At 64.1% G+C, this 25,840-nt stretch carries 18 protein-coding genes; 4 read left to right on the top strand and 14 right to left on the bottom strand.

Annotated elements, in window-relative coordinates:
• Window positions 1–7: 7 nt before the first annotated feature.
• Genes RCO31_RS23785 through RCO31_RS23770 form a run of 4 tightly spaced genes read right to left on the bottom strand, consistent with a single transcriptional unit; the run spans window position 8 to window position 5,148 of the window.
• Window positions 8–1,033: an acyl-CoA dehydrogenase family protein gene (locus RCO31_RS23785; RefSeq protein WP_308971010.1), complete on the bottom strand. Its 1,026-nt coding sequence runs from the start codon at window positions 1,031–1,033 to the stop codon at window positions 8–10.
• 1 nt (window position 1,034) lies between these two features.
• Window positions 1,035–2,246 carry an acyl-CoA dehydrogenase family protein gene (locus RCO31_RS23780; RefSeq protein ID WP_308971008.1) on the bottom strand — a complete coding sequence of 404 codons (1,212 nt, stop codon included), beginning with the start codon at window positions 2,244–2,246 and terminating at the stop codon, window positions 1,035–1,037.
• Entirely contained in the window at window positions 2,243–4,375 is a 2,133-nt protein-coding gene (locus RCO31_RS23775) for an acetate--CoA ligase family protein (RefSeq protein ID WP_308971007.1), read from the bottom strand. The genes RCO31_RS23780 and RCO31_RS23775 overlap by 4 nt, the downstream gene beginning before the upstream one ends.
• Window positions 4,376–4,377: 2 nt before the next feature.
• Window positions 4,378–5,148 (bottom strand): enoyl-CoA hydratase/isomerase family protein, encoded by a 771-nt coding sequence (locus RCO31_RS23770; RefSeq protein ID WP_308971006.1) that lies wholly within the window; start codon window positions 5,146–5,148, stop codon window positions 4,378–4,380.
• 193 nt (window positions 5,149–5,341) lie between these two features.
• On the opposite strand from RCO31_RS23770, the gene RCO31_RS23765 reads away from it, so the two are divergent.
• On the top strand, window positions 5,342–6,322 hold the full coding sequence (locus RCO31_RS23765; RefSeq protein WP_308971004.1) for a tripartite tricarboxylate transporter substrate binding protein: 981 nt from the start codon (window positions 5,342–5,344) through the stop codon (window positions 6,320–6,322).
• 208 nt (window positions 6,323–6,530) lie between these two features.
• On the opposite strand, the gene RCO31_RS23760 is transcribed toward RCO31_RS23765, so the two are convergent.
• Both RCO31_RS23760 and RCO31_RS23755 read right to left on the bottom strand, forming a co-directional pair.
• On the bottom strand, window positions 6,531–7,157 hold the full coding sequence (locus tag RCO31_RS23760; RefSeq protein ID WP_308971003.1) for a TetR/AcrR family transcriptional regulator: 627 nt from the start codon (window positions 7,155–7,157) through the stop codon (window positions 6,531–6,533).
• 97 nt (window positions 7,158–7,254) lie between these two features.
• Window positions 7,255–8,181 carry a LysR family transcriptional regulator gene (locus RCO31_RS23755; RefSeq protein ID WP_308971002.1) on the bottom strand — a complete coding sequence of 309 codons (927 nt, stop codon included), beginning with the start codon at window positions 8,179–8,181 and terminating at the stop codon, window positions 7,255–7,257.
• 178 nt (window positions 8,182–8,359) lie between these two features.
• On the opposite strand from RCO31_RS23755, the gene RCO31_RS23750 reads away from it, so the two are divergent.
• From RCO31_RS23750 to RCO31_RS23740, 3 genes are all read left to right on the top strand, one after another.
• A complete protein-coding gene (locus RCO31_RS23750) occupies window positions 8,360–9,418 on the top strand; it encodes an LLM class flavin-dependent oxidoreductase (protein ID WP_308971001.1) in 1,059 nt (352 codons plus the stop codon).
• 121 nt (window positions 9,419–9,539) lie between these two features.
• Window positions 9,540–11,486: an alkyl sulfatase dimerization domain-containing protein gene (locus RCO31_RS23745; RefSeq protein WP_308971000.1), complete on the top strand. Its 1,947-nt coding sequence runs from the start codon at window positions 9,540–9,542 to the stop codon at window positions 11,484–11,486.
• A gap of 349 nt (window positions 11,487–11,835) precedes the next feature.
• Window positions 11,836–12,330 (top strand): N-acetyltransferase, encoded by a 495-nt coding sequence (locus tag RCO31_RS23740; protein WP_308970999.1) that lies wholly within the window; start codon window positions 11,836–11,838, stop codon window positions 12,328–12,330.
• Window positions 12,331–12,668: 338 nt separating this feature from the next.
• Here RCO31_RS23740 and RCO31_RS23735 read toward each other — a convergent pair whose 3' ends face one another.
• The 8 genes from RCO31_RS23735 to RCO31_RS23700 form a co-directional block, all read right to left on the bottom strand.
• Window positions 12,669–13,967 carry an aminotransferase class III-fold pyridoxal phosphate-dependent enzyme gene (locus tag RCO31_RS23735; protein ID WP_308970998.1) on the bottom strand — a complete coding sequence of 433 codons (1,299 nt, stop codon included), beginning with the start codon at window positions 13,965–13,967 and terminating at the stop codon, window positions 12,669–12,671.
• Between the two features lie 184 nt (window positions 13,968–14,151).
• Window positions 14,152–15,729, bottom strand: coding sequence for a hydantoinase B/oxoprolinase family protein (locus RCO31_RS23730; RefSeq protein WP_308970997.1), 1,578 nt, complete (start codon window positions 15,727–15,729; stop codon window positions 14,152–14,154).
• Window positions 15,726–17,750: a hydantoinase/oxoprolinase family protein gene (locus tag RCO31_RS23725; protein ID WP_308970996.1), complete on the bottom strand. Its 2,025-nt coding sequence runs from the start codon at window positions 17,748–17,750 to the stop codon at window positions 15,726–15,728. Before RCO31_RS23725 ends, RCO31_RS23730 begins: the two co-directional genes overlap by 4 nt.
• Before the next feature lie 270 nt (window positions 17,751–18,020).
• On the bottom strand, window positions 18,021–19,970 hold the full coding sequence (locus RCO31_RS23720; protein ID WP_308970995.1) for an ABC transporter ATP-binding protein: 1,950 nt from the start codon (window positions 19,968–19,970) through the stop codon (window positions 18,021–18,023).
• Window positions 19,967–20,815, bottom strand: coding sequence for an ABC transporter permease (locus tag RCO31_RS23715; protein WP_308970994.1), 849 nt, complete (start codon window positions 20,813–20,815; stop codon window positions 19,967–19,969). The genes RCO31_RS23720 and RCO31_RS23715 overlap by 4 nt, the downstream gene beginning before the upstream one ends.
• Window positions 20,812–21,843, bottom strand: a complete 1,032-nt coding sequence (locus RCO31_RS23710; RefSeq protein WP_308970992.1) for an ABC transporter permease — start codon at window positions 21,841–21,843, stop codon at window positions 20,812–20,814. Before RCO31_RS23710 ends, RCO31_RS23715 begins: the two co-directional genes overlap by 4 nt.
• Before the next feature lie 3 nt (window positions 21,844–21,846).
• The gene (locus tag RCO31_RS23705; RefSeq protein WP_308970991.1) at window positions 21,847–23,451 is read right to left on the bottom strand and encodes an ABC transporter substrate-binding protein; all 1,605 of its coding nucleotides are present in this window, start codon (window positions 23,449–23,451) and stop codon (window positions 21,847–21,849) included.
• 211 nt (window positions 23,452–23,662) lie between these two features.
• Window positions 23,663–25,201 carry a PLP-dependent aminotransferase family protein gene (locus RCO31_RS23700; protein ID WP_374991528.1) on the bottom strand — a complete coding sequence of 513 codons (1,539 nt, stop codon included), beginning with the start codon at window positions 25,199–25,201 and terminating at the stop codon, window positions 23,663–23,665.
• Window positions 25,202–25,840 lie beyond the last annotated feature (639 nt).

The raw sequence follows: 25,840 nt of genomic DNA, 5'->3' as shown, positions 1-25,840 counted from the left end.
GTCGTTGTTACGCCGCTGTCTGCGGATGTGCAGGGCTCACGTCGGCAATGGTGTCATGTCCGAGCGCGGCGAGCACGCCGCTCGCGTCGCCTTGCGCCTGCAGGGCACGGATCCTGCGGACGTGCCGATGCACCGGCACGTCCCAGGTGAAGCCCATACCGCCGTGCATCTGCACCGCCCCCTCGCTGATCGCAACGCCGTAGGACGACGCAGCGAGAAAAGCGGCGCGCCGCTCGCGCAGGCCGGACGAGAAAAACAGCGCGCGGGCGATCGACTGGCGGATGCCTTCCAGCCCAAGCTTGTGCCGGGCCAGCGTGTGACGGATGGCCTGGTTGTAGGACAGGGCGCGGCCGAACTGGCGCCGGGTCGAGACATGCTCCTGCGCCAGCGCGAGACAGGCCTCTGCGGAGCCGAGGATCGCGGCTGCGCGCAGCACAAGCGCATCCGATTCAAGGGCGGGCCAGGTGCCGTCCGCAAGGAGATGATCGGCGGAGACACTGACCGCGTTGAGTTGCACCGTATGCTCCGGCTGCGTCAGATCGATGCCGTGGCTGTCCTCCAGCGTGACCGCGGAGATTGGGACGAGCGCTGCACCGGTCGCACCGACGCGCACGAGCATCAGGCCGACGTCGCTTGCGCGCGGCGCGCGAGCAACCCAGCCATCCAGGATGACGCGATCGCCCTGCTTCTTCGCACTCACCGCGCCGGTCCAGGCGATTGTCGCGCTATTGTCACCCGCGACGATCGCCGACGCGATCCGCGCCTGACGTTGCTGCAGCAGGCGCGCGAGTAGAATGTTTTCCATCAGTGGAAAGGCCAACAGGCCGGCGCTTGCGGCTGCGACCACCGGCACGGCAAACGACAGCGGCAGGTCAAGACCGCCCACGTTATCGCCTGCGATCACGCCGAGCAGGCCGTCGCCCACGAGGCGCGCGCCCTGCTCGGAGACGCTCAAACCCGCACAGGCCGCGACCGCACGCGACGCCGTGGCGGCGAAATCGGCTGGTGTCAGCCCATCGTCCGTGATCGTCATCTTACTTGCCTCGCGAGAGTTCGAGAATCCGGTCGGCGATGATGCCGAGCTGGATCTCGGTGGTGCCGGCGTAGATCGTTTCGGCCCGTGATTGCAGGTAGATCCCCTCGAACCGCCGCAGCGCGATCCGCACTGCGGGCTGAAGCGGCAGCGATGCCTTCGACAGAAGCTCCATGGCGAGCGCTGCGAAGCGCTGGTGAGCTTCGCTCCAGTGCAGCTTCGCGAGGCTTCCCCGGGCGCCGATCGTCTCGCCCGCCACCAGCGCGTCGACCGCCGTCTCCACATGCGCCTTCAGCACGTCGATATCGACGATCGTCTCGGCGAGCTTCGCTGCGTGGTGCTGCTGTTGCAGCAGGCCGGACAGCACCGGATCGGTCTTCGCCGCCGCGATCAGGTGGCGCACCTCGTTCTCGAAGCGCCATGCGCGGTACATGCGATTGGTCGCACGCTCGATCGCCAGCACGCGGATCGCCGCCGACCAGCCTTCGTCCGGCGCGCCCAGCGCATCGTCCTGCGACACCTCGACGTTGTCGAAGAACACTTCACAGAAGCTCTCCCGGCCGTCGATCGACTTGATGGTCCGCACGCGCACGCCGACCGCATCCAGCGGCACGGCGAACAGCGCGAGCCCGCGATGGCGGTCCTCGACAGGTCCCGTGCGCGCCAGCAGCAGGCAGCGTTGCGCACGATAGGCGCCGCTGGTCCAGATCTTCTGGCCGTTGATGCGCCAGACATCGCCCTCGCGTACGGCGCGCGTGCGCAAGCCCGCAAGGTCGGACCCGGCCTCCGGTTCGGAGAACCCCTGACACCAGATGTTGCTCATGTCGAGGATACGCGGAAGGAAGCGCAGCTTCTGTGCCTCGGTACCGATCGCGAGAATGATGGGACCCGCGAGCTCCTTGCCGATGGAGTTGACGCTTTCGGGGATAGGCAGCGCGCCGATCTCCTGGTTGGCGATGAGGTGTTCGCGCAAGGTCCGGCCATGGCCGCCGTAGATGCTCGGCCAGGTGATGCCGGCGAGGCCCGCGCGATGCAGCGCCGCCTCCCAGGCAATCGATTGGTCAAGCTTCGGCGGAGTGAAGGCTGCGCTGTCGCCACGGAAGTCTTCAGGCAGGTTGGCGCGAAGCCAGCTTCGCGCGGCCTGTCGATAGGAATCGCCGGTGAGCGATGCGTCGGCCGCGCCGTCTTGCACCGGAACGTTCATTGCCGTCATGGTTTTTCCTTCGCATTCACACGCTCGCGTGACACCAGCAGTGCGTCGAGCGCCACAGCACCCTCACCTTTCCCCAACACGAGCAGCGGGTTGATGTCGATTTCTGAAACCGAGTCCGCATGCGCTGCGGCAAAACGCGACAACGCCGCAACCGCCCGCGCCGCCGCATCGAGGTCGGCGACGGTGCGGCCGCGCGCGCCGTTCAACACCGGAAAGGCCTTCAGCGAGCGCAGCATTTCGGCCGCCGTGGCCTCGCTGACCGGCGCGGTCTGCACGACAGCGTCCTGGACGATCTCCGCGAAAATGCCGCCCAGCCCGACCATCACCACCGGCCCGAAGATCGGGTCCGTCGTGGTGCCGAGGATGAGCTCGGCGACGCCTTTCGCCATCGGCGCGATCAGCACGCCGTCCACCTTGGCAGCAGGCGCCTTGGCCTTCACGGTTCGCAGCATGTCGTCATACGCCGTCCGCACTTCCGCCGGCGAGGTGAGACCGATCCTGACGCCACCGACCTCCGTCTTGTGCCGCAGATCGACCGAGGCGACCTTCATCACCACCGGAAAGCCGATCGCCTCGGCGGCGCGCGCCGCGGCATCGCTGTCAGTCACGAGCTGTTCGTTCAGCACCGGAATGCCTGCGGCCGCCAGCGCCTGCTTCGCGCCGAACTCGTGACGGAAGGCGTCCGCCGATAGCGCCGCCATTGGCGCAACCGGACCGGAAGGCACGGCTTTCGAACGCGCAGCGCGACCGAGCGCGACGAGACTCGACAGCGTCGCGCAGCAGGAATCGATGCCGTCGACCGTCGGGAAGCCCATTGCGTGCAGTTCGGCGACGGCGTCCTGCGGCCCGCGCACGCACAGCATGATCAGCCGATCCGGATGCTGCTCGCGAATGCTGCGCAGCGCCGCCATATAGACCGAACGCAGGCGCGGCAGGCCGAGCGACGATGCCAGCAGCAGGACGACCGCGTCGCAGCTCTCGTCCTCGACGATCGCCGAGAGAATCTTGTGCAGCATCTCCGGCCGGCTGGACATCTGTGCAGTGGCATCGACGGGATTTCGCGCCGACGCGAACGGAACGACATCCAGCACGCGCTGCTGAGTGGTCGCGCTGAGTTCCGGCAAGGACAGGCCAGCGGCGCTCGCCGCGTCCGCAAGCAGGACGCCGAAGCCGCCCGACGCCGTCAAGAGCGCGACGCGCGGTCCCTTCGGCAGACGGTCCGGCAGCAGCATCGCGGCCGCATGTCCCAGCTGGACGAGCTGCTCGATGCTGCGCACGCGGACCGCGCCGGTGTTGGCGAAGATCGCATCGAACACGGCGTCCGAACCCGCCATCGCTCCGGTATGCGAGGCCGCGGCGGCCTGGCCGACCGCCGACGTGCCGATCTTCAGCACGATCACCGGCTTGTTCGCGGCGCGCGCTTCTTCCAGCGCCGCGATCAGCCGGGGTGCATCGCGGCACGTTTCCAGGCAGCACAGGATCACCCGTGTCGCCGGATCGCGAGCCAGCCAGGCGATGCCGTCGGCGACATCGACATCGCACTCGTTGCCGGTCGTCATGAAGCGGCTGACGCCGGCGCCGCGTTCGCCGGCAAGCCGCATGGTAAAGCTGCCGAGATTGCCGCTCTGCGACACGATGCCGAGCACGCCTGCCGGCGGCAGTGAGTCTTCGAGCACGATGGAGAAGGTAGCGATGGTCTTGTCGGCGATGCTCACGGCGCCGAGACAGTTCGGCCCGAGCACGCGCATGCCGGTGCGCTTCGCCGTGTCGCGCAGGCGCTGCTGCAGGGCGCTGCCTGCTTCACCGAGTTCGGCAAAGCCCGAGGAGAACACGACCACGCCGCGCACCCCGCGCGCGGCGCATTGCTCGACGGCGTCCGGCGCCCTCGAAGCCTCGACGGCGATGATCGCAAGGTCGGGCGCCTCCGGCACGTCGGCGATCGACGCATAGGCTTTCAGGCCCTGCACCTCGGAGGCTTTTGGATTTACAGGATAGAGCCGGCCCGCATAGCCGTACTTGAGCAGCAGCTGCAGCGGCCGGCCGCCGATCTTGCTTGCGTCCTGCGACGCGCCGACGATGGCGATCGAACGCGGCCGCAGCAGCGCCTCCAGGCCCTCTCCCGCACGCATGCTTAGCGTCCCTTGAAGACCGGCTCGCGCTTTTCAAGGAACGCCTGGCGCGCTTCCTTGGCGTCCTCGGTCTTCGATAGCGCCATGGTGAAGTTCTGCTCGAAGCGATAGGCGTCGCGCTGCGGCATCAGGTCGACCATGTTGGTGGCCTGCTTGGCGTATGCAATCGCCAGCGGGCTCTTCGACGCGATCTCTTTCGCGATCTTCATCGCTTCCGGCACCAGCTGCTCGCGCGTCGTGCAGGCCTCGATGATGCCGCGCCGGTAAAGCTCGGCCGCCGGCAGCCGCAGGCCGGTGAAGAACATCCGGCGGGTGATCGAGCGGCCGAACAGCGTCCGCAGCATCGAAGCGCCGCCGGCGAGGCCGACATTGATCTCCGGCATGCCGAACACCGCCTCCTCGGCTGCAAGATAGATGTCGCATGCGGCCATCAGCCCGAGCCCCGCGCCAAGCGCCGCGCCGTTGATAGCGGCGATCACCGGCTTGTTGCATTCCTTGATGCTGTTGCCGGTCTCACGGGTGATGCGGTTATGGCTGAGGAACGCACCCGGCCGGCTTGCGTCCGGACGATCCTTCAGATCGGCGCCGCTGCAGAACACCTTGCCTGCGCCGGTCAGCACCGCGACGCGAACGTCGTCGCGCTCGGAGATCTCGTCGAACACCTCGACGATGCGCTCGCGCATCGCCCAGTCCAGCGCGTTGACCGGCGGCCGGTTCAGCGTCACCAGCGCAATGAAATCGGAGACTTCCAGTTTGACGATATCGGCCGACATGGTTTTTCCTTTTTTCTTGGGCCGGCGGCGGCCCTGGCGCGGACTGGCTGACCGGTCGGTCAGGCGACGACGGACGGCCGTTTAGCACCCGGAAATCCCGCCGGCAAGCCGGATGGAGGGATTGACCGACCGGTCGGTCATGACCTATGGAGCGCCGTTTGATTGAAAAAATTGACGCTGGAGGAGACAGGCGATGCCGAATTTCAGCAGACGTCAGGTGACCGCGCTGCTCGGCGGCGGGCTGCTCGCGCCGCTCGCAGCACCGTCCATCGTTCGCGCACGATCGACACAACCGATCTTCATCGTCGTGCCCTATGCCGGCGGCGGGACGATCGACAACCTGATCCGCACCGTGGCCAAGGGCATGTCGGAAAAGCTCGAGCGGCCGGTGCTGGTCGACAACAAGCCAGGCGGTAACGGCATCGTCGGCGCGCAATATGTCGCGCAGGCGCCGAAGGATGGCACGGTCTTGCTGGCCGGCGGAACGGGCCCGATCTCGCTCAACGTCATGCTGCGCAAGAACCTGTCCTACAAGCTCAAGGACTTCACGTCAGTCGCGCTGCTCTGCACCGGACCGCTGACGCTGACGGTCAACACGCAGATGCCGGTCGACGATGTGAAGGGCTTCGTCGCCTACGCCAAGAGCCGCAGCAAGCCGTTGTTCTACGCGACGCTCGGTCCGGGCAGCGTTTCGCATCTGTACGGAATCATCATGTCGCAATCCATGGGCTTCACGGTGACGGACGTGGCCTATCGCAACAACCCGTCCTCGATCATGGATCTCTTGTCCGGCGAGTGCGACCTGAACTTCGCGACGCCCTCTGCGGTGATCGAGCACGTCAAGGCGGGCAAATTGAAGATACTGGCCCTCTCGACGCCGCAGCGGATTGCGAACCTGCCCGACATTCCGACATTTGCCGAGTCCGGCTATCCGCAGCTCACGGCCTCCTTCTGGACCGCATTGCATGCGCCCGCCGGCACGCCGCCGGAGATGATTACGCAGCTCAACGAGGCGGCCAACGTCGCGCTGAAGACGCCTGAGATCGCCCGCCTGATGGAGATCGAAAGCCAGCAGGTCGAAACCGGCCCGCCCGCGCTCCTCGACAGCCAGCTCGAGAAGGACGTGGCGCTGTGGGGCCGGGTGATCAAGGCGCAGAACATCGTGCTGGAGTAACGGCGACACTTACGCGCCGACGAAGTCCGCAGTCGTCCCGGCCAAGCGAAGCGCGAGCCGGGACCCATGACCACCGCGGCAACGAGGTCGCATTGACGTCGTGCCCACCATTCAATTCGGTGTTCATGGGTCCTCGCTTTCGCGAGGACGACCGCCGCAAATCTCACCTCGACTGAACGAGACGTCCCGTCTCGCTCGCCGCGACCGATTACCTCTTCGCCCCCGCGTGCAGGCCGTTGAACACCATGTCGAAGTAGAGGTCGGCGATCTGCTCCGGCTTCAGCGACTTGGCCGGATTGTACCAGCGATGCATCCAGTTCAACGATGACAGGATCAGGCGGCCGGCCATCGCCACGTCCATATCGCGCACCTCGCCCGCATCGATCGCCTCCTGGATCAGGCTGCGCAGATACTTCTCGTAGCGATCGCGCCGGATCAGCCGCTCCTTCTGGCGATGACGCGCCGGATCGTTCCAGAAGGCGGTGGTCGATGCGATCCAGGCCCAGCGATGACGGCGGAAGTACTCCGCCGTTGCGACCATGAAGGCACGGATCTTCTCCGACGGAGACTTATCGGCCGGAACGCGCTCGAAAACGAACACGTAGAGTTCCTGCGTCGCGCCGACAGCGACGCGCGAATAGATCTCTTCCTTGCTCTTGAAGTGGTGGTACAGCAGCGACTTCGAGATATCGCAGGCCTCGGCGATGTCGCGCATGGAGGCGCCTTCATAGCCCTTGCGGGCGAAGATCTGCGCCGCCTCGCTCAGGATCTGCACGACGCGCTCGGATTCGTCGGCCTTTGCAGGCGCGTCTTCTTTCAGAATTGCTTGGGTCATCGCGTGTGCTCCGGACCGGTCCGACGACGTGGCATCGAAGCGACCGCCGACCACAATAATCGATTGACGCAAATCATATTTTTCGCTGACCGAGCGGTCAAGCGCGGCGCACCTGACGTTTCCTGATCTGTCCCGGCACATGTTCGGCCAGGAAATCGAGAAACACCCTGATCTTCTCGGGCAGGTAGTTCGTTTGCAGGAAGGTCGCGTAGATGCCTTCGTCGAACGTGGAATTGGTCACGCGCCAGCCGGGCAGCAGACGCACGAGCCGTCGCGCGGCAAGCTCGGCTGCGACCGTATAGTCGTCGAGCAGCGCGATGCCGTGGCCCATGGCGGCAAGCTGGATCAGAACGTGTCCGTTGTTGCTGCTGAACGACGAGGGCACCACGAGCTCCGTCAGCTTTCCCTTGGTCATGAACTTCCACGCCACCTCCTCCGATCCAAGCCAGTAGGTCAGGCAGTTGTGCCGCTTAAGATCGCCTGGAACTCTCACGGCCGGCATCCGCGCCACATAGTCGGGCGCCGCAACCAGGATGCGTTCACTCGCAAGCAGCCGCCGCTGCATCAGGCTGGGATCAGAGGGCGCGGCGATCTGCAGGTCGACGTCGAAATCCTGTTCGCGAAGCTGGACCCTGCGTTCGGACAGGGACAGCTCGACCTTCAGCTCCGGATAGAGTTTCTGAAACTGTGGCAGCAGCGGCGTCAGCACCGTCATGCCGAACAGCATGCGCGAGTGCACCCGCAGCGTTCCCCGCGGCGTCTTCTGCAAGGCAAGCGCCGCCGCCGCCGCGTCCTCGACGCTGTGCAAAATCTGCTCGGCGCGCTGCAGGTAGACCTTGCCGGCTTCCGTCAGCGACAGGTGTCGCGTCGTCCGATTGAGCAATTGCACGCCGAGGTTCGTTTCGAGTTCGCCGATGTGGCGCGACACCGAGGCCGGCGACAGGCCCACGCGACGGCCGGCGGCGGAAAAGCTGCATTCCCGCACCGTCAGGACGAGCAGTTCCATCGACTGCAGGTGGCTCATCGTGATCGATTATCGTCCTGGTTCATCCGATGTCTCAGGCTCATTCCGATTTTCTTGTTTTTTGCAAAAGACATGCTTGTGATAGGCCGATTGTCTCGGATTTTTCAAGGCCCTAGCTTTCCGCTCCGCCGCGCCTCGGCCGGCAATTCGCTCAACCCCGCCCGCGGAGGCTTGCTTCATGGAATTCGGTGTTTTCATTCTGGCTCAGCAGCGCGGCTATCATCAGTCGTCGCAGCAGGTCATCCGCAATGCGGTCGAGCAGACGGTCGCCGCCGAAGCTGCCGGCTTTGACACCGCCTGGTATGCCGAGCACCATTTCAACAATTACAGCCTCTGTCCGTCGCCGCTGATGATGGTCGCGCATTGCGCGGGGCTGACCAAGACCATCCGGCTTGGCACCGCGGTCTGCGTGCTGCCGCTCTATCACCCGGCCCGCTTGCTCGCCGAGATCGGTTTCGCCGACACCGTGTCCGACGGCCGGCTCGATCTCGGCATAGGCTCGGGCTACCAGCAGTTCGAGTTCGAACGCTTCGGCGTCGAGCTCAAGGAATCGCACGCGCTGTTCGCCGAATTCTATGACGTGCTGCATGCGGGCCTTCGCGAACGCATCTTCTCCTATGACGGGGCGCACATCAAAATGCCGCCGACCGCCATCAGCGTCCGCACCGTGCAGAAGCCGATGCCGCCGCTCTGGGTCACGTCGGGTCACGCGGAAACACTTGGTCTCGCGGTTCGCGACAACCACAACCTGTTCGTCACCGCGCTGCTCAACGGGCACGACGCGATCAAGGCGCTGCGCGACAAGCTCGAAGGCATCGCCGAGAAGCAAGGCCGCTCGATCGATACCGTGCGCTTCGGCTTCCTGCGCTGCGGTTATGCGAGCGACAACGAGAGCGAGATCACCGCCTATCTCGACAACGCGCGCTTTCAGCGGCGCCTGTCCGAAAGCCTGAAATTCCGTCGCGCCCAGAGCGACGACGGTTACCTGATCAAGGAAGAAGCCGGACCGAACGAGATGTCGCTCGAAACCATGCGCGCCAACCTTCCCGTCGGCAGCGTCAACCAGGTGATCGACCGCCTGCTCGAGGAGATCAGCATCCTGAAGCCCAGCCACATTGCGCTGCAGACCCAGCTCGGCGACTTCGATCAGGCCACCATGCTGCGCCAGATCGAATTGTGGGGCACGCGGATCATCCCTGCGGTGCGACGCGAACTCAAAAGCGTTCGCGCGGCGTGATCGCGAAGGACCGTAGCCCGGATGAGCGAAGCGACATCCGGGGCTGACACGGCGGCAACTCCCGGATATCGCTTCGCTCATCCGGGCTACAGGCCCGCCGCTCGCCTTCAGGAATCGTCCCATGACCGACACATCCACCGATCCTCGCAGGCTCGCAAAAGATGCGCATCCCGCGGTTGCAGCCGCCAATGCGGCAATGCTGGCGGCGTTGCCGTTCCACGATCGCCAGGACTTCGAGGATGCGCGGCGTGGATTCATCGACACGTTGCCAGACGCCACCATCCTCGCGGCGGCAGGCCACGCCGCGTGGACGATGGCGCCGTATGGATTTCTGGCCTCGGACACGGCGCCCGCGACCGTCAATCCGAGCCTCTGGCGGCAGGCCCAGCTCAACATGAACCATGGCCTGTTCCAGGTCACCGATCGCATCTACCAGATCAGGGGTTTCGATCTCGCCAACATGACGTTGATCGAGGGCGACACCGGCGTCATCGTCGTCGACACCCTCACCTCGATCGAAGGCGCCCGCGCAGGCCTCGAGCTCTACCGCAAGCATCGCGGGCAGCGGCCGGTGATCGCGGTCATCTACACCCATACCCACGGCGATCACTGGGGTGGCGCACGCGGCATCGTCAGCGATGAGGACGTGCAAAGCGGCCGCGTGCCGATCATCGCGCCCGACCTGTTCATGGACTTCGCCGTCTCGGAGAACGTAATTGCCGGCCGTGCCATGCTGCGGCGCGCGGAGTACCAGTTCGGCCGCTTCCTGTCCCGCGGTCCGCGCGGACACGTCGATTGCGGTCTTGGAAAGACGGTGGCCTTCGGCACGAACTCGCTGCTGGCCCCGACCGACTTCGTCAAGGAGACGGGCGAGACGCGCGTCATCGACGGCCTCGAATTCGTCTTCCAGATGGCGCCGGAGAGCGAAGCGCCTGCGGAGTTTCATTTCTACGTGCCGCTGCTCAAAGCCCTCAACATGGCCGAGAACGCCACCCGAAACCTTCACAACCTTCTGCCCTTCCGCGGCTCGGAAGTCCGCAATGCGCACGCGTGGTCGGGCTACATCAACGACGCGCTTCGGCTGTGGGGCGCCGAAGCGGAAGTCCTCGTCGGCCAGCATCACTGGCCTGTCTGGGGCAGCGCGCAGGTCCAGACACATCTGAAGCAGCAGCGCGACGTCTACAAATTTCTCCACGACCAGACGATGCGTCTGATCAACCACGGCCTGACGGCGGCGGAAATCGCCGAGACGATCCGGATGCCGAAGGCCCTTGATCGCGCCTGGCACACGCGCGGCTACTACGGCCACGTCCGTCACAACGTCAAAGCCATCTATCAGCGCGCTCTCGGCTGGTACGACGCCAACCCCGCGCATCTCGATCCGCTGCCGCCCGCAGCGCTCGGCACCAGGCTCGTCGCCTATATGGGTGGCGCGGACCAGATCCTCCGCAAGGCACGCGACGATTTCGCTGCCGGCGAATTTCGCATCGTCGCCGAGGTGCTGAATCATCTGGTGTTCGCCGAGCCCGACAACGAAGAGGCGCGCCTTCTCCTTGCCGACACCTACGAGCAGCTCGGCTATGCCAGCGAAAGCGCGACTTGGCGCAACAGCTACCTGTTCGGCGCCCAGGAGCTGCGACACGGCTCCGGAAAGGGGCGGAGCCGGCCACCGATCTCGCCCGCCACCGCCCGCTCGTTGCGAACGAGCCAGCTGCTCGACTACCTCGCCGTCCGCCTCAACGGCCGGGCCGCCGAAGACAAGCACCTCGTCCTGAACTGCCAGTTCGCCGATTCGGCGGATCACTTCGTTCTCAATCTCGAGAACTGTGCGCTCACCTATCTGCGCGACGCTCACGATCCGAACGCCGACGCAACGCTGACCGTTGATCGCCCCGTCTTCGAAGAGCTCGTGCTTCAAGCGACCACCATCGGCGAAGCAACCGCCGCGGGCAAAGCTAAGACGGTCGGCCGCCCGTCCGCATTCCAGGAATTGATGGACCTGATGGATCGCTACGACCGCGTCTTCGAGATCATCGAACCGCGCAAAGGCATGCCAGCGCGCTCATGATTATGCCCTCTCTCTCCTCGTGGGAGAGGGCATGTACAGCATCCAACAAGAGGATGGTCGGGAGACGGGGCGGTGCAGGACAGGCTGTGCAAGAACTCAGTTCGCGGGGCCTCCCGAGGTTCCAGCGCAGAAGAGGACGCATCGTGCTACGAGCCCAAGTCGAATCTCGTCTCGAACCCACGGTGGTATTGTGATTGAGGCCCGAGCAGTTTAGCTTCGGCCCATGTTGGAGATTGTAGAAACCCTCTAATCGTCTCGCTTGAGACGCACGGCTGCAGCCAGCCCGTGTCGCGTGATCTGCGATACGGCACGTGCCTGCGCATTTGGGCTTCTATAAAGGTTCACGACATTGGAAATCAGATCCGAGCGACCAACTGACGTCGCTGCTATCAGCTATATCACAACCGCAGCGTTCAAGACCGCGCCTCACAGTAGCGGGACGGAGGCGCGCATCGTTGAAGGCCTGAGGACAGGCCAAGCACTGGCGGTCTCTCTCGTTGCCGTAGATCAGGACGAAATCGTAGGGCATGTGGCATTCTCGCCAGTCACGATCGTTGGCGCCCGAGGAGGCTGGTATGGCCTCGGGCCAGTCTCCGTCAGGCCAGAGCAGCAGAGTCGGGGTTTTGGCCAATTGCTCATACGAGCAGGGCTCGAACAACTCCGATTGTTTCAGGCCGCGGGCTGCGTGGTCCTTGGCGATCCCCGCTACTATCACCGGTTCGGTTTTGAGAGCGATCCGGCTCTGACGTACGGCGGCCGTCATTCGCCCTACTTTCAGCGCCTGGTTCTAGGCGGCCCGCCAGCTACTGGCGACGTCGCCTATCACCCGGCGTTCGGGGCATAGCTGAACGAAGGCGGTCCAACTTGAAGGACCGCCTTCCATTTCCAACGAAATCTGGTGCGTCTGCTCCCAAGCACAGCGGGGGCTAAAGCGTGATGAGTTTAAGTTAGGCACTGACACTACAAAATATTCGGTGTCATCCCCATAGCCGTTCGAAGAACGGCGTCGCTTCGCTCGCCTATGAAAAGCAGGGATCCATATTCCAGAGCGACGGCGACAAACCCTGACGCTCTGGAATATGGGTCCCCGCTTTCGCGAGGACGACACCGAGAGTGTGGCTACGTCATCACACTTTAGGCCGGTTTCGCGGCGGGTTTTGCACAGCCTGGGGAGCGCTGCGCCTATTGCGCGAACTCCTGGTCGGCGACGTCGAGGCCGTGGTCGAGGGCTTCGAGCAGTTGCATCGCCTCGTCGTCGGAGATGATCAGGGGCGGCGCGAGAAAGAGCGAGGTCTGCTCGCCGCTCGTGCCGATGACGGCGCCCGCTTCCAGGGCACGCGAGGCGACGCGCGACGCGACCGGCGTTTCCGTCGTGTCCGCAAGCCACGTGCGCCAATCGGGTCCGTGCAGCTCCACGGTCCAGTGAAGACCCTGGCCGGCAATGCGACGGACGCTCGGATGCCGCCGGCCGATCGCCTTCAGCTTGCGCGTGAAGAGCTGCTCGAGGTGCTGCACGCGCGCCAGGATGTCGTCCTTGACGATGACCTGAAGATACGCGCTCACCGCGGCCATGCTGATCGGATGGCCGCGCAGTGTGCCGTAGTTCTGCCAGCTCGTTCCTGCCAGCCGCTCCATGACGGCCTTCGAGACGACGACGGCGGCGACCGCCGCTGCGCCGCCTCCGAGTGACTTCCCGAGCGTGACGATATCGGGGCGGCTCTTGCCGCCCTGAAAAGCAAACCAGCGCCCCGCCCGTCCCGCGCCGGTCACGACCTCGTCGGCGATCCAGTAGGACCCCGCCTCGCGGGCGCGCGAGGCAACCTCGTCCTGATACTCGGCGTCGTAGTAGATGCCACCCTGCGTATAATCGATGATCGTCGCGGCCGTGCCGGAAAGAATTTCGCCAGCACTGTGCAGATACTCCGATGGCGGCGGGTTGTGCAATTCGGCGCCGTAGATTGCACCGTCGGGTGCCGGCAGCACCCGAACCGGTGCCAGCGCAGCCGGCAGGCTGGTCCCGCCTTCGTGACGCGCAAGCCCGCCGTGCCAGTGCGGCTGCACCGTCACGCTGCGCGACAGCCCGACCAGGCCGTGATAGGCGCGCTCTCTGGTCGCGACCGCGGATCGTTTCGTCAGCGACTGGCACAGCGACAGCGCCATGTCGTTCGCCTCGCTGCCGCTGATGCAGAAACGGACGGCGCCAACCCAGTCTTCCTCGCCCTTGAAAGCAACCGATACGAGATTGTCGGCGGCCTCCTCGCGCCCGACCCACGTCCAGCCTTCGTTCACGACAGGCGTATCGGCGGCGCGGCGGACGGCCTCCACCATGGCCGGATGCCGATGACCGAGCGCGCCTCCCGTGTTGCTCCCGTCGATCACGCGCCGTCCATCCTCTAGATGGAAATAGACTCCCTCTCCGTCGACAACCGTCGGTGGCGCGTCGCGGCCTGCGTTCAAGCCTGTCGTCAACAGTCTGCTCATAGCCGCCCTTTCGTGCCGCTTCAGTTCTCGACGTAACGCACTCTCGGGTCATTCCTGCAAAAGCAGGGATGACCCCGAGCGTGTGGCGTCGACCTTCGAACTCAAACTCCTCGCTGCTTTAGAAGCGCAGCACGGATCCAGCGAGAGCCAGAACCAGACTTAAGCTCTGGGCCAGACACGCCTGTTACGAAGACGGCAAACCAAAGCCGCCGCCACCACTGCTCTCGACGGTCAAGAGATCGTCGGCCTGAAGGACGAGGTTGGACTTTCCGTCGATGTCAACGTTTTCGCCTTGTCGCGTCAGCGACACGCGGCAGGGTTCACCGGCCTGGCCTCCCTGCATTCCAAAAGGAGGCACGACCATACGCTCGATACAGGTCATGAGATGCATCGACGGCGCCAGGATTCGATACGAACGGACGATCCCGTCGCCACCCTTGAATTGTCCGCGCCCACCGGAGCCGCGTCGGATCGACTGCTGTTCGACGCGTATGTTGTAGTTCGCTTCAATGACCTCGGCCGGCGTGTTCGATGTGTTGGTGAGATGAACACGCGTCGCTGGACACCCGTGACGGTCATGCCGGGCGCCCTCGCCTCCGCCATGAACTTCATAGAGCATCTTCCAGGATCCATCTTGTCGGGGCTCCGCAAACGAGAGCACGCCGGCCGTCGTTGTCCCGCCCGCAGACAGTCGCTCCGGAATCGTGTCCTGCATCGCGCGGAACACTGCATCGACGATGCGCATCGACGTCTCATGGTTTCCCGCGGCAACGGCGGCGGTCCAGCCAGGCTCGAGTATGGAGCCAGGACGAGTGATGATCGTCAGCGGTCGCAACGCGCCCGCATTCTGCTGCATGTCGCGGCCGCTCATGATGCGCGCCGCGTAGGCGACCGCGGACTTGGCGATGAACGGCGTGGTGTTGCAGAAGTTCGAAACCCGGTCGCAACTTCCGGACAGGTCAAACGTCGCTTCGTCTCCAGCGATAGTGATCCTGACATGGATCCGCGCCGGCTCTCCGTCCGGCCCGCCGTCGTCCATATGGTCTTCGCCTTCGTAAGTGCCGTCGGGCAGCTCCCGAATGGCGGCACGCATTTCGCTTTCTGAAAGATCGTGAAGGCGAGCAAGCGTTGCGACGAACACGTCCTTTCCGTGCTGCTGGCAAAGTTCAACGATGCGCTTTTCGCCGGTCTTGGTCGCCGCGATCTGGGCGAGCAGATCCCCCTCGCAGGACTCGGCGTCACGCACGTTCACCTTGATGAAATCGAGGATCGGCGTCTGCACGCCGTCCTTATCGGCGATCAACACCGGCGGAATGCGCATCGCCTCCTGAAAGGTATCGATGGCCTTGGCAAAATAACTGCCGGGCCACGTTCCTCCGACATCGGGCCAATGCGCGAGGCTGACGGCAAAGGCGACGATGTCTCGCTCGACGAACACCGGCCGGACGACCTTGACGTCGTTCAGGTGATTTCCGCCGAGCGCGCCGAGATTGTAAATGAGAACGTCGCCGTCCTTGAGGCCTGCCGCCGGCACCACCTTGAGCAGCTCAGGGATGGTGAACGCCATCGCGCCGAGATGGACCGGAATATCGCGCCCCTGCCCGACGAGGCCGCCCTTGGCATCGGTGATCGCCGAGGAAAGGTCGCCGGCCTCCCGCAGCAACGGCGAACGGGCAGAGCGGGTCATCACCAGGCTCATTTCTTCGGCAGCGGCCGACAGGCCATGCCGGATGACTTCTACAGCAAACGGATCCAGTCTCATGCGCGCACCTTCGAAAGGAACAGGTTTCCGCTCGTATCTGCGGAGGCTTGCCATTGCGGCGGCACCACGACAGTCGACCATGCATCTTCGATGATCGCCGGCCCGGTGACGGCCTGCGCGAGGCTTGCCCGATCGACGATCGCCGTCTCGACATCGCGTTCGTCGTCAAAGGAGCAGATCCGAGACCTGATCGAGGCGTTGGCGAGCGGCACTCCGGGGCGGTTGATGGCCGTGGATGACGGCCGACGCGCCTGAACTCTCACCGATTCAATGACGCAGCGTTCGCGCGTCGCGTAGCCGAACAGGTCGTGGTGTTTCGCAAGAAAATCGTGGTGCAGGCGTTCGACGTCGATCGGCAATGCAAACGGGATCGGAATGGCGTCGTTCTGGGCGGCATAGCGCATGAGCGCCACCAGTTCGATTCCGATCTCGTTTTTCGGAATGCCATTCTCGAGCAACGGAGCGCACGCCTGCGCGATGAGCTGACCGATGCGCGCCTCGATGCCGGAACGATCGATATCATCCAGGGCAGCACGGAACGTCTGCTGCTGAAGGAAGCTGAAATCCGCGGTCAGGCATCCGAGCGCGGAGAATGCGCTCGAAGCTGCCGGCACCACCACCTTGGCGATACCGTAGAGTTCGGCCAGCCCCGCCGCATGCATTGGCCCGCCGCCACCAAAGGCGAGCAGCGTACAGTCACGACCGTCGATGCCGCACTCCACGGTCACCCGTCTCAAGGCGCGCGCCATCGTCGCGTTTGCGACACGGATGATGCCGAGTGCGGTTTCCGTCAGGCTCAGGTTCAGTGCCTTGGCGATCGGCTCGATGGCGCGGGCGGCGGCTCCGACGTCGATTCCGATGCGATCGCCCAATCGCGTTTCCGGATTCAAATATCCCAGCAGCGCATTGGCGTCGGTGATGGTCGCGTCGCGGCCGCCCCGCCCATAGCAGGCCGGGCCTGGCTCCGAGCCCGCGCTCTCCGGCCCGACCGTCAAGCCTCCCGGCCCGTTGCGCACGATGGAGCCGCCGCCAGCTCCGATGGAATGCACCGCCAGCATCGGTTGCCGCAACGGGCGATCGCCGAGCATGCGCCCATCGGTCATTTCGGGCTGTCCGTCGACGATCAGGCAGACGTCCGTCGTTGTGCCGCCCATGTCGAAGGTGAGAACGCGTGGCTGCTCGAGTTGCCGCGCCAGGCCCACCGACGCGGATACGCCCGCGGCAGGGCCGGACATCGCCATGACGATCGGCTGACGCTTGACGGCCGAAACCGGAATCATCGCACCTGCCGAATGAAAGACCTGCAGCCCATGGCCGATGGGAAGCTTCTCCTCCAGCTCGCTCAGATATTCCACGGCGATCGGCATGGCCGCCGCGTTGAAGCAGGTCGAAGAGGTGCGCTCATACTCACGTGCTTCCGGATTGATCTCCTGGGAGAGCGAGACGTAGGGAACGATCTCCTTGAGCCGCTCGGCGAGCATCTTCTCGTGGATCGGATTGGCGTAGGCATGCAGCAAGGCGATCGCCACGCTCCTCGCTTCGGTCTTTGCCAACCACGCCAGCAGCCGGTCGATCTCCGCATCGTCCAAGGAAACGATGACACGTCCCTGGTGGTCGATGCGCTCCTTCAGGCCGAAGCAGAGCTCGGCCGGAACAAGCGAAGGTGCCTTGGGAGGAATGTCCAGCCGGTAGAGATCGCGCCTGCGGTATCGACCGATTTCCAGGACGTCCTCAAACCCCGCCGTGGCGATCAGTGCAACCTTTGGCAGCCTGCCCTCCACGATCGCGTTGGTGATGCGGGTCGTCCCATGGATGAACTTGTCCACGTCGGACTTCTGCAGCCCGACCGCCTCGATCGCCTCGAGCATGGCTTGCACCGGCGCGTTCGGACGAGATGGTACCTTTGCAATCCGCGTCTGCCCGGTGTCACGCCGGATCGCGATGATATCGGTGAAGGTCCCACCGATATCGGTGCCCACTTCCCATTTTCCTGCCACGTCGATCGTCTCTTTCGTTCTCAATTGGAGGTTCGTTAAACTGGTCCCTTACCGAGAGGACCATCGCAGATGAGTTTCTCGAAATCGCAGCAAACTCGGCGCGCCCCCTCTCCCCGGTCGAAGTCGGATGTTTCCGACTTCGACCACTTGATAGCGCCGAACTCGGGTAAACCCGAGTTCGGGTGGGGAGAGGGCTGGGGTGAGGGGGAACCGGCGCCCGTGGTGTCGCACGGCTTCACGCTCGGCGCTCGTGGAAGCTCGATCTTCGCATCATGACTGCCGAACGCCCTCACCCTAACCCTCTCCCCCGGGAGAGGGAACTTGCCGAGCGCGTGGCTGCCTCTTAGCTCCTAATGCGATAGCGGGTTCGGCGACTTTCGCTTCCACCGCCGCTGTCGGATTGAATTCTGGAATCGCTGCGAGCAGATCCCTGGTGTAGGGATCGGCCGGATTGGCGAAGAGGTCGCTGCTCCGCCCCTGCTCGACGATCCTGCCGTTGCGCAGGACGATCGTTCGATCACAGAGCATGCGCACGACATTCAGGTCATGGCTGACGAACAGATAAGACAGGTTCTCCTCCTGTCGCAGCCGCACGAGCAGTTGCAGGATGACGGCCTGCACCGAGACATCCAGTGCGGCCGTCGGCTCGTCGAGGACAAGAAGCCGCGGTCCGGTCGCGATGCCGCGGGCGATGCCCACCCTGGCTTTCTGACCGCCCGACAGCTGGTGTGGAAACCGGTCGAGCAGCTCCAGCGGCAGGCCAACCCGGCGCGCGCAGTCGAAGACGCGTTCCGTCAACACGGCGCGTCCACGAATACCCATCAGCTTGCGCAGTGGATGCGCAATACAGTCGAATGCGGAAAAGCGCGGATTGAGGCTGTCGTGAGCGTCCTGGAAGACGATCTGGATATCCTTGCGCAAGGCCGATCTGTTGAACGTCCGCGCCGGCTCCGCATCGATCGCCGTGCCATCGAAACGGATCTCGCCTTCGGTCTGGTCGAGCAGGCGACAGACGATGCGGGAAATCGTGCTCTTGCCCGATCCGGACTCGCCGACCAGCCCGACGCTTTCACCTGCGTTGATCGCAAACGAAACGCCATCGACCGCAGTGCTCGCACCGAACCGTTTCGTCAGCCCCGTCACTCTCAGCAAGGGAGAGCTGCCGTACGTAGGTCGCGCGGAGATCGCCCCGAACTCGGCGCGCTCCCTCTCCCCGTTGGGGAGAGGGTTGGGGTGAGGGGCACTAGCACCGATGGTGTTGTACCGCTCACCTGCTTGCGCTGCTCGTATCGACGTTCGTCCGTCGGACCATAACCGCCTGAGCCCCCTCACCCTAACCCTCTCCCCAACGGGGAGAGGGACCACGGCCGAGCGCCTGGCTGCCGCTTGTTCAAAGACGGGTCCCCTGCTCAACGTTGCCACGCCCTCCTCAACCACCAGATCCTCGATCCGGCTCACCTTCGTCGGTGACGCCGCCACAAGCCGCTGTGTGTAGGGATCGCGAGGCGCATTGAACAATTTGTTCGGTGCCGCCTGCTCGACCACCCTACCGTCTTTCATGACGACGACACGGCCGCAGTACTTGGCCGCCAGACCCAGGTCGTGGGTTATGAAGATAACCCCCATCGCGCGTTCGGCGGCGATGCCGGCGATCAGGTCCATGATCGCCTTTTGTGTGCTCACATCCAGACCCGTCGTCGGCTCGTCTGCGATCAAGAGATCAGGCTCGCAGGCGATCGCCATCGCGATTATGACGCGCTGGCACATGCCGCCGGACAATTCGTGCGGATACGCATTCAGCCGCGTTTCCGGGTCGCGGATCAGCACCAGCCTCAGCAGATCGAGCGCGCGCTCTGTGGCGGCTGCCTGAGACACGCGCCTGTGCGCCCGGATGGCGTCGGCGATCTGCAATCCGACCGTCCGTATGGGGTTCAGGGCCGCGCGAGGATTCTGGAAGATCATCGACATGCGCGAGCCACGAACCGCCCGCAGCGCACTGGCGGACAGGTGCGTGATGTCTTCGCCCTGGAAGACAATCCGGCCGGAGGAGACGCGGCCGGCGCGGTCGAGCAGGTGCATGGCCGCCAACGCCGTGACCGACTTGCCCGATCCGCTCTCTCCCACGACGCCAAGCGTTTCGCCGGGGTTGACCGCCAGCGTCACGCCGCGCAGCGCATCCACCGTGTTTCGACGCGTCGCGAACGAAACGTGCAGATCCTCGATCGAAAGCAGAGCGCCCGTCATGTGCGCATTCTCGGATCAAGGATGTCGCGAAGCGCATCACCCAGCAGATTGAAGAACAGCACCGACAGCATCAGCGCCGCGCCGGGAAACGCCACCAGCCACCATTTTCCGGACGTGATGAAGCGTGCGCCCTCCGCGACCATGATGCCCCATTCGGCAGTCGGCGCCTGCACGCCGAGCCCGATGAAGGACAGGCCCGCCGCATTCAGGATGGCCCAGCCGAGATTGAGCGACACCTGAACGGCCATCGCCGGCAGAATGTTCGGCAGCAGAAAGAAGAGGATGATCGACAAGTCGTTTTCGCCACCCGCGCGCGCCGCCTCGACCCATCCGGAGTCGCGACGCACGTTCACCTCGGCGCGGGCGAAGCGGATATAGAACGGCAGATTGATGAAAGCCGTGGCGAGAATGACGTTCTCGACGCGGTTTCCAAGCGCCGCCACCATCGCCATGGCGAGCACGAACAACGGAAACGCCATGAGGACATCGACGACGCGGCCGACGACGCGATCGAGCCGGCCGCCGACATAACCGCAGACCCCCCCGATCACGGCCCCGAGCACAAACGACAGGCTCACCGCCGACAGCGCAATGGCGAGATCGATCCGCGTTGCCGCAACCACCCGGCTGAAGATGTCGCGACCGAGCTGGTCCGTGCCGAACCAGTGGGCCGTGGTCGGAGGCTGCATAGCGTTGGCGACGTCGGTCGCCAGCGGATCCTGCGGCGTGATCCACGGCGCGAGGACGCCGATCAGTGCGATGATGATGGCGCCTGAAGCAGCAACCAGCGTCAGCGGATTCGACGCGACGACCCATCGGACGTGTTTGAGGGTGATGACGCTCATGCGACGGAAATTCGCGGATCGGCGATGCCATAGAGGACGTCGATGACGAGATTGATGATCACGAAGATGCAGGCCATCAGCAGGACGAAGCCTTGCACCGGCGCGTAGTCCGACGACAGAAGCGCATCAAGGGCGTAAGATCCTACGCCTGGCCAGGAGAACACCTTCTCGACGAGCACGTTCGCGCCGAGCATCGTCGAGAACATGATGCCCGCGATCGTAAGAACCGGCAGCATCGCATTCCTGAGCGCGTAGACGATATTGATCTTGACCGAGGAGAGCCCGACGGCGCGCGCGGTCCGGACGAAATCGCTTGAAAGCACGCCGAGCATTGACGCCCTGGTGATGCGCGCGAGCGGCGCGATGACGAACAGCGCCATGGTGGCTGACGGCAGGATCAGCTGCTTGGCCGCTGCCATCCAACCTTCGAGATCGCCGGCGATCAGGAAGTCGACGAGCATGAACGACGTCACGCTCGGCGGCGCCGAGACGAAGATGTCGAGCCGCCCGGTCGGATCAGGCGCGACCCCAAGAATGTAATAGAAGACGAAGATCAGGATCAGCCCCGACACGAACGTCGGAACGCAGACGCCCAATGTGCAAACGAACCGCACACCGTGGTCGATGAGCGAGTTCGGGCGCATGGCCGCCGCGATGCCCAGCGGGATCGCGATGATGACCGCCAGCGTAAACGCCGTGAACGTCAGCTCGAGCGAGGCAGGCAGTCGCTGACGAAGATCGGTCAATACCGGCTGTCCTGTCGTCAGCGAGTTGCCGAGATTGCCGGTGCCGACGTCCCGAAGGTAGTGCATGAGTTGCACGAACAGCGGCTGGTCGAGCCCCATGCGCTGGCGGAGGTTGTCGATCTCCGCCTGCCCCGCATTGGGACCGGACGCGAAGAACACCGCCGGATCACCGGGCAGGACGCGCATCAACACGAAGGTGACGACCAGCACCCCGAGCAAGGCTGGAAGAGATGACAGCAGACGCTCACCGACCCTGATGATGATTGCCCTGGCGGACCGCACCGATCACCTCCGCGCCAGATCGCGAAAATCGACCTGCCGGTGAAACCAGTATGTGTAACCGTCAAGCTTTGGCGTCATGACCGCATCCTGATTGGCCTGCCAGAGCATGATGAGCGGCAGCTCCTTCAGGTACTCCTCGATCATCCGCTTGCTCATCTCCTCGTACTTCTCCGGATCGAGCTCGTAGCGCGCCTGCGTCGTCAGGTCTGCGATCGTGCTGTTGTTCCAGGAGCTGTAGTTCCAGCGCTGCTCGCCGCTGAAGAAAGTGCGGAAGAAGTAATCCGTCGTCGGCAGCCAGGCGCTGGAGCCTTCGGTGAAGAAGGCCAGCTTCTTTTCGGCCACGGCCGTCGACATCTGCGCGTCAGGCAGCTTCTGGATCTCCATATCGATGCCGACCTTCGCGAGCGCTTCCTTCATCAGGACGGCCATCGGCTCCGTGATTGCCGCCGAGCCGACATTGATCGTGAACGTCGTCTTGAGGCCATTGCCGTGTCCGGCTTCGGCAAGCAGCCGCTTGGCCTTCTCGAGATCGGTCTTGACCGGCATCGGTTGCGGAAAGGTCCCGTTCGGCACCTCCGACCAGGACGCGCCGAACATCGGAAGCCCGCGCTTGAAGATGGCGGCGCTGAACATGGCTTCGTATGGCAGCGCCGCGGCGACGGCCTGACGCACCTTGATGTTGTCGAACGGCGGCATCCGCGTGTTGAACGCGATCATGGTGAAGCCGTTGCTCTGCGGCGTCGAATCGACCTTCACCTTGCCGCGGGACTGCAACGCTGGCAGGTCTCCGGCCTGCAGATCGATGGCGATGTCCGCATCGCCTTTTTCGATGAGGTTGGCGCGCGTCGCGGCCTCAGGGATCGTCTGCTCGATGATCCGCTTGAAATACGGCAACCGTCCCTCACGCCCGCCGGTCCAGTTCTCGTTGCGGCGCAGAATAATTTGTTCGCCCGGCTTGAAGGACTCGATGACATAGGCGCCGCTCCCGGCGGTGTTCGTCTTCATCCACTCCTGTGCCCAGGCATCTTCGGCCGTTGCGTGCTTCTTCGCCAGCTTGCTGTTGATGATCGGTGCGAGCGGCGTGGCAAGGTTGGCGAGCGCAAGGCGGTCAGGTTTTGGCAAGGAAACTTCGAACGTCTTCGCGTCGACCACCTTGAACTGCTCGGGCTTCGTCAGCGACCCCGTGCCAAGCTGGCCGGCCGAAAGCGACTTGGCGCTGACGGCACGGTCGAGCGACCACTTGACGTCGTCGGCCGTGACCGGGCTCCCATCGTGCCATTTGGCGTCGCGCAGCTTGAACGTAATGGTCAAGCCGTCCGCGCTGACCTGGTAGCTCTCGGCAAGTTCGCCGCGGATCTTGGTACGATCGAAGACCCACACGCCGTTCTCGAGCTTGCGATCAAACGCAACCAGCCGGTCGTAGGTGCTCGTCGATACGCCGAAGGCCTCGCGCGTCGCGCCCGGCATCGATGGGTCCAGGGTGTTGATGTTGTTGCCGGTCAGTTGCCGAAGCGTCTCGGCGCGCGTCTGCGCCTGTGCGGCAGGGGCCAGTGCCAGCACTCCCATTGCAACCACGATCGGCTTCAAGAACCCATTGCGAGCGGCCATGATGAGCTTCCCCTGCTATCTGAAGCTCATGTGACAGCGGCCTTTCAGCGACGCATAGAGCCAGAGTTGAAGGAAAAGGCTGGGCCAGCTTGCCGTCTTAGGGGAGCCAAAATTTTGAGCCATCGCTGCTCAAGGACGCGGCATTCATCTCGTGACTTGTCTGTAGCCCGGGTGAGCGAAGCGACGCCCGGGGCTGACTCTCCGCCAAGGCTCACCCGGATGTCGCTGCGCTCATCCGGGCTACAGGCCGAACTTCCGACCGCAGGCACTCGGCCATCCGCGCAATGAGAGGGTACGCGTCGTTCGCATTGAGCTGGCCGTACCCAAAGACGAGTCCCTGCCGCGTGGGGCTTTCCAGGTAGTTTTGCGAAAGCGGTTGGACGTGAATGCCGGCTTCGCGCATCCTTAGCACCGCCTCTCGATCGGTCATCCTTTGGCGCAGGCGATCGGTGAACAGAGCAACCAGGTGCAGGCCGGTGACGGCTGACGACACGTGAAGGTCTTCGCCCATGAGCCTTTCGATGGCGTCGATTAGCGCGCGCCGGCGGGCCGCATAGATCTTGCGCATCCGGCGAAGATGGCGAAGGAGATGACCCTTGCGCATGAATTCGGCCAGCGCCAGTTGGCCGATGCCCGACGTATGGACGTCGATTCGCGACCGACCGCGTGAGAACTGCTCGATGAAGGCTCGATGGGCCACCATGAATCCCATGCGCAGGCTTGGCATCATGAGTTTGGAGAACGTGCCCAGATAGATCACGCGCCCTTCGGCATCGAGCGAGCGGAGCGACGCCGTCATGCTGGCTTCGTGCCTGAACTCGGAGTTGTAGTCGTCTTCGATGATCCAGCCGCCGCTCTTGTTGGCCCAGGCGAGCAATTCCAGCCGCCGTTCGAGCGCCATGCTGACGCCGAGCGGATACTGATGGGACGGCGTGACCACGATCAACTTCGCCTTCGGCGCGCGACGTATGCCCTCGGCGACGCAAAGCCCTTTCTCGTCGACCGGTACGGGCACGAGCTTCGCGCCCGCGGCCGTGAGCGCCCAGCGCGCTTCGACAAAGCCGGGCTCTTCCACCCACACTTCGTCCCCATGATCGAGAATCATGCGGCTGCAGAAGTCGAGCGCGCCCGACGTTCCCGACGTCACAACCACGTCCTCTGCGGTGCACGACAGGCCGCGAACGGCGCCCAGAAAATTCGCGATCTCCGCGCGGAGCAAAGGGTGGCCCTCGGCGGGCAGATTCAGGCAGTCCGCCTTCTTCGGGTTCTGCCAGGCCTGCCGCAGATGGATTGCCCACTCCTTGAACGGGAAGCTTGCGATATCCGGCGCGCCCGTGGAGAACTCGGACTTCCAGTTGACGTCGTATTGCGCCTCGAGCAGCGCCTTCCAGCGATTGGAGACGTTGGCCAGACCCCCATGACGTCCCGCCTCCGCCGGCGGCCGTGCCTCCAAAGGCTTGATCTGCTGCGGGCCGACGGCTGCAACGCTGACGCCGCCACGCGGCGTCGATTCCAGGTAGCCTTCGGCATACAGAAGATCCCAGGCGCTCAGCACGACCGTGCGCGAACAGCCAAGTTCTCGCGCGATCTCGCGCGACCCCTGGAAATGAGTGCCCACCGGAAAATGCCCCTGCAGAATGCAGCGACGCATGTGCTCGGCGATCTGCAGATGAAGCGGCACCGACGAATTCCGTTCGAGGTGCATTCCTGCAATCGAAACGCGCGATCTCGATGAACGAACTTGTTCCATGGGCCTAGAAGAGGTCAGAAACCGAACGCGTGCAAGAGGCGAGTAGTGAGCGGTGAGTAGCGAAATACTCCGTCATTGCGAGCGAAGCGAAGCAATCCAGTCTGAGCCTGCCGCAACCGCCGCGCTGGATTGCTTCGTCGCTGCGCTCCTCGCAATGACGGGGTGTGACGATCTGCACAGGATGTTCACAGCGAGTTCGTTTTTTCCGAAATTGTTCTTGCCTTCATTCCTATCCGCAATATCCTCCTCCCGTCCCGCTCCAACGGAAGGGCGCGTCGCGATCGTCTTATCGATGCGGAGCGGGATGCGGTGGCCGTTACGATGCCGGGCCTTGGAAAGCGCCGGAGAAATCCGTGTGATGCCCGAAGGCAATCAAGACGTCGGTACGACGGACGGACGGTCCAAGTGCATGTCCGGGCGACAGTTCGCACGAACCGGGCGAAGCCAGCGAAAGTGGCGAGGCCTGGGGACATGCAGCAAGCCGTGCAAGAACCATCGCGTGCGGAGCGCAGGCGTTGAGCCTCCTCCGTGGCATTTGTTGTTTGCCATGTGCTTCCCAAGAGCACATGGCGCCGCGGGCGTGGTGAAACGCCCTTGCGTTCCGCACAGCCCTTTCGGGCCAAAGGAAAGCGCAAGAAG

The sequence above is a fragment of the Bradyrhizobium sp. LHD-71 genome (assembly GCF_031157255.1).
In the GTDB taxonomy this organism is placed as follows: domain Bacteria; phylum Pseudomonadota; class Alphaproteobacteria; order Rhizobiales; family Xanthobacteraceae; genus P52-10.
The sequence above is the reverse complement of the archived record's forward strand: the minus strand, read 5'-3'. Positions and strand labels throughout refer to the sequence as shown.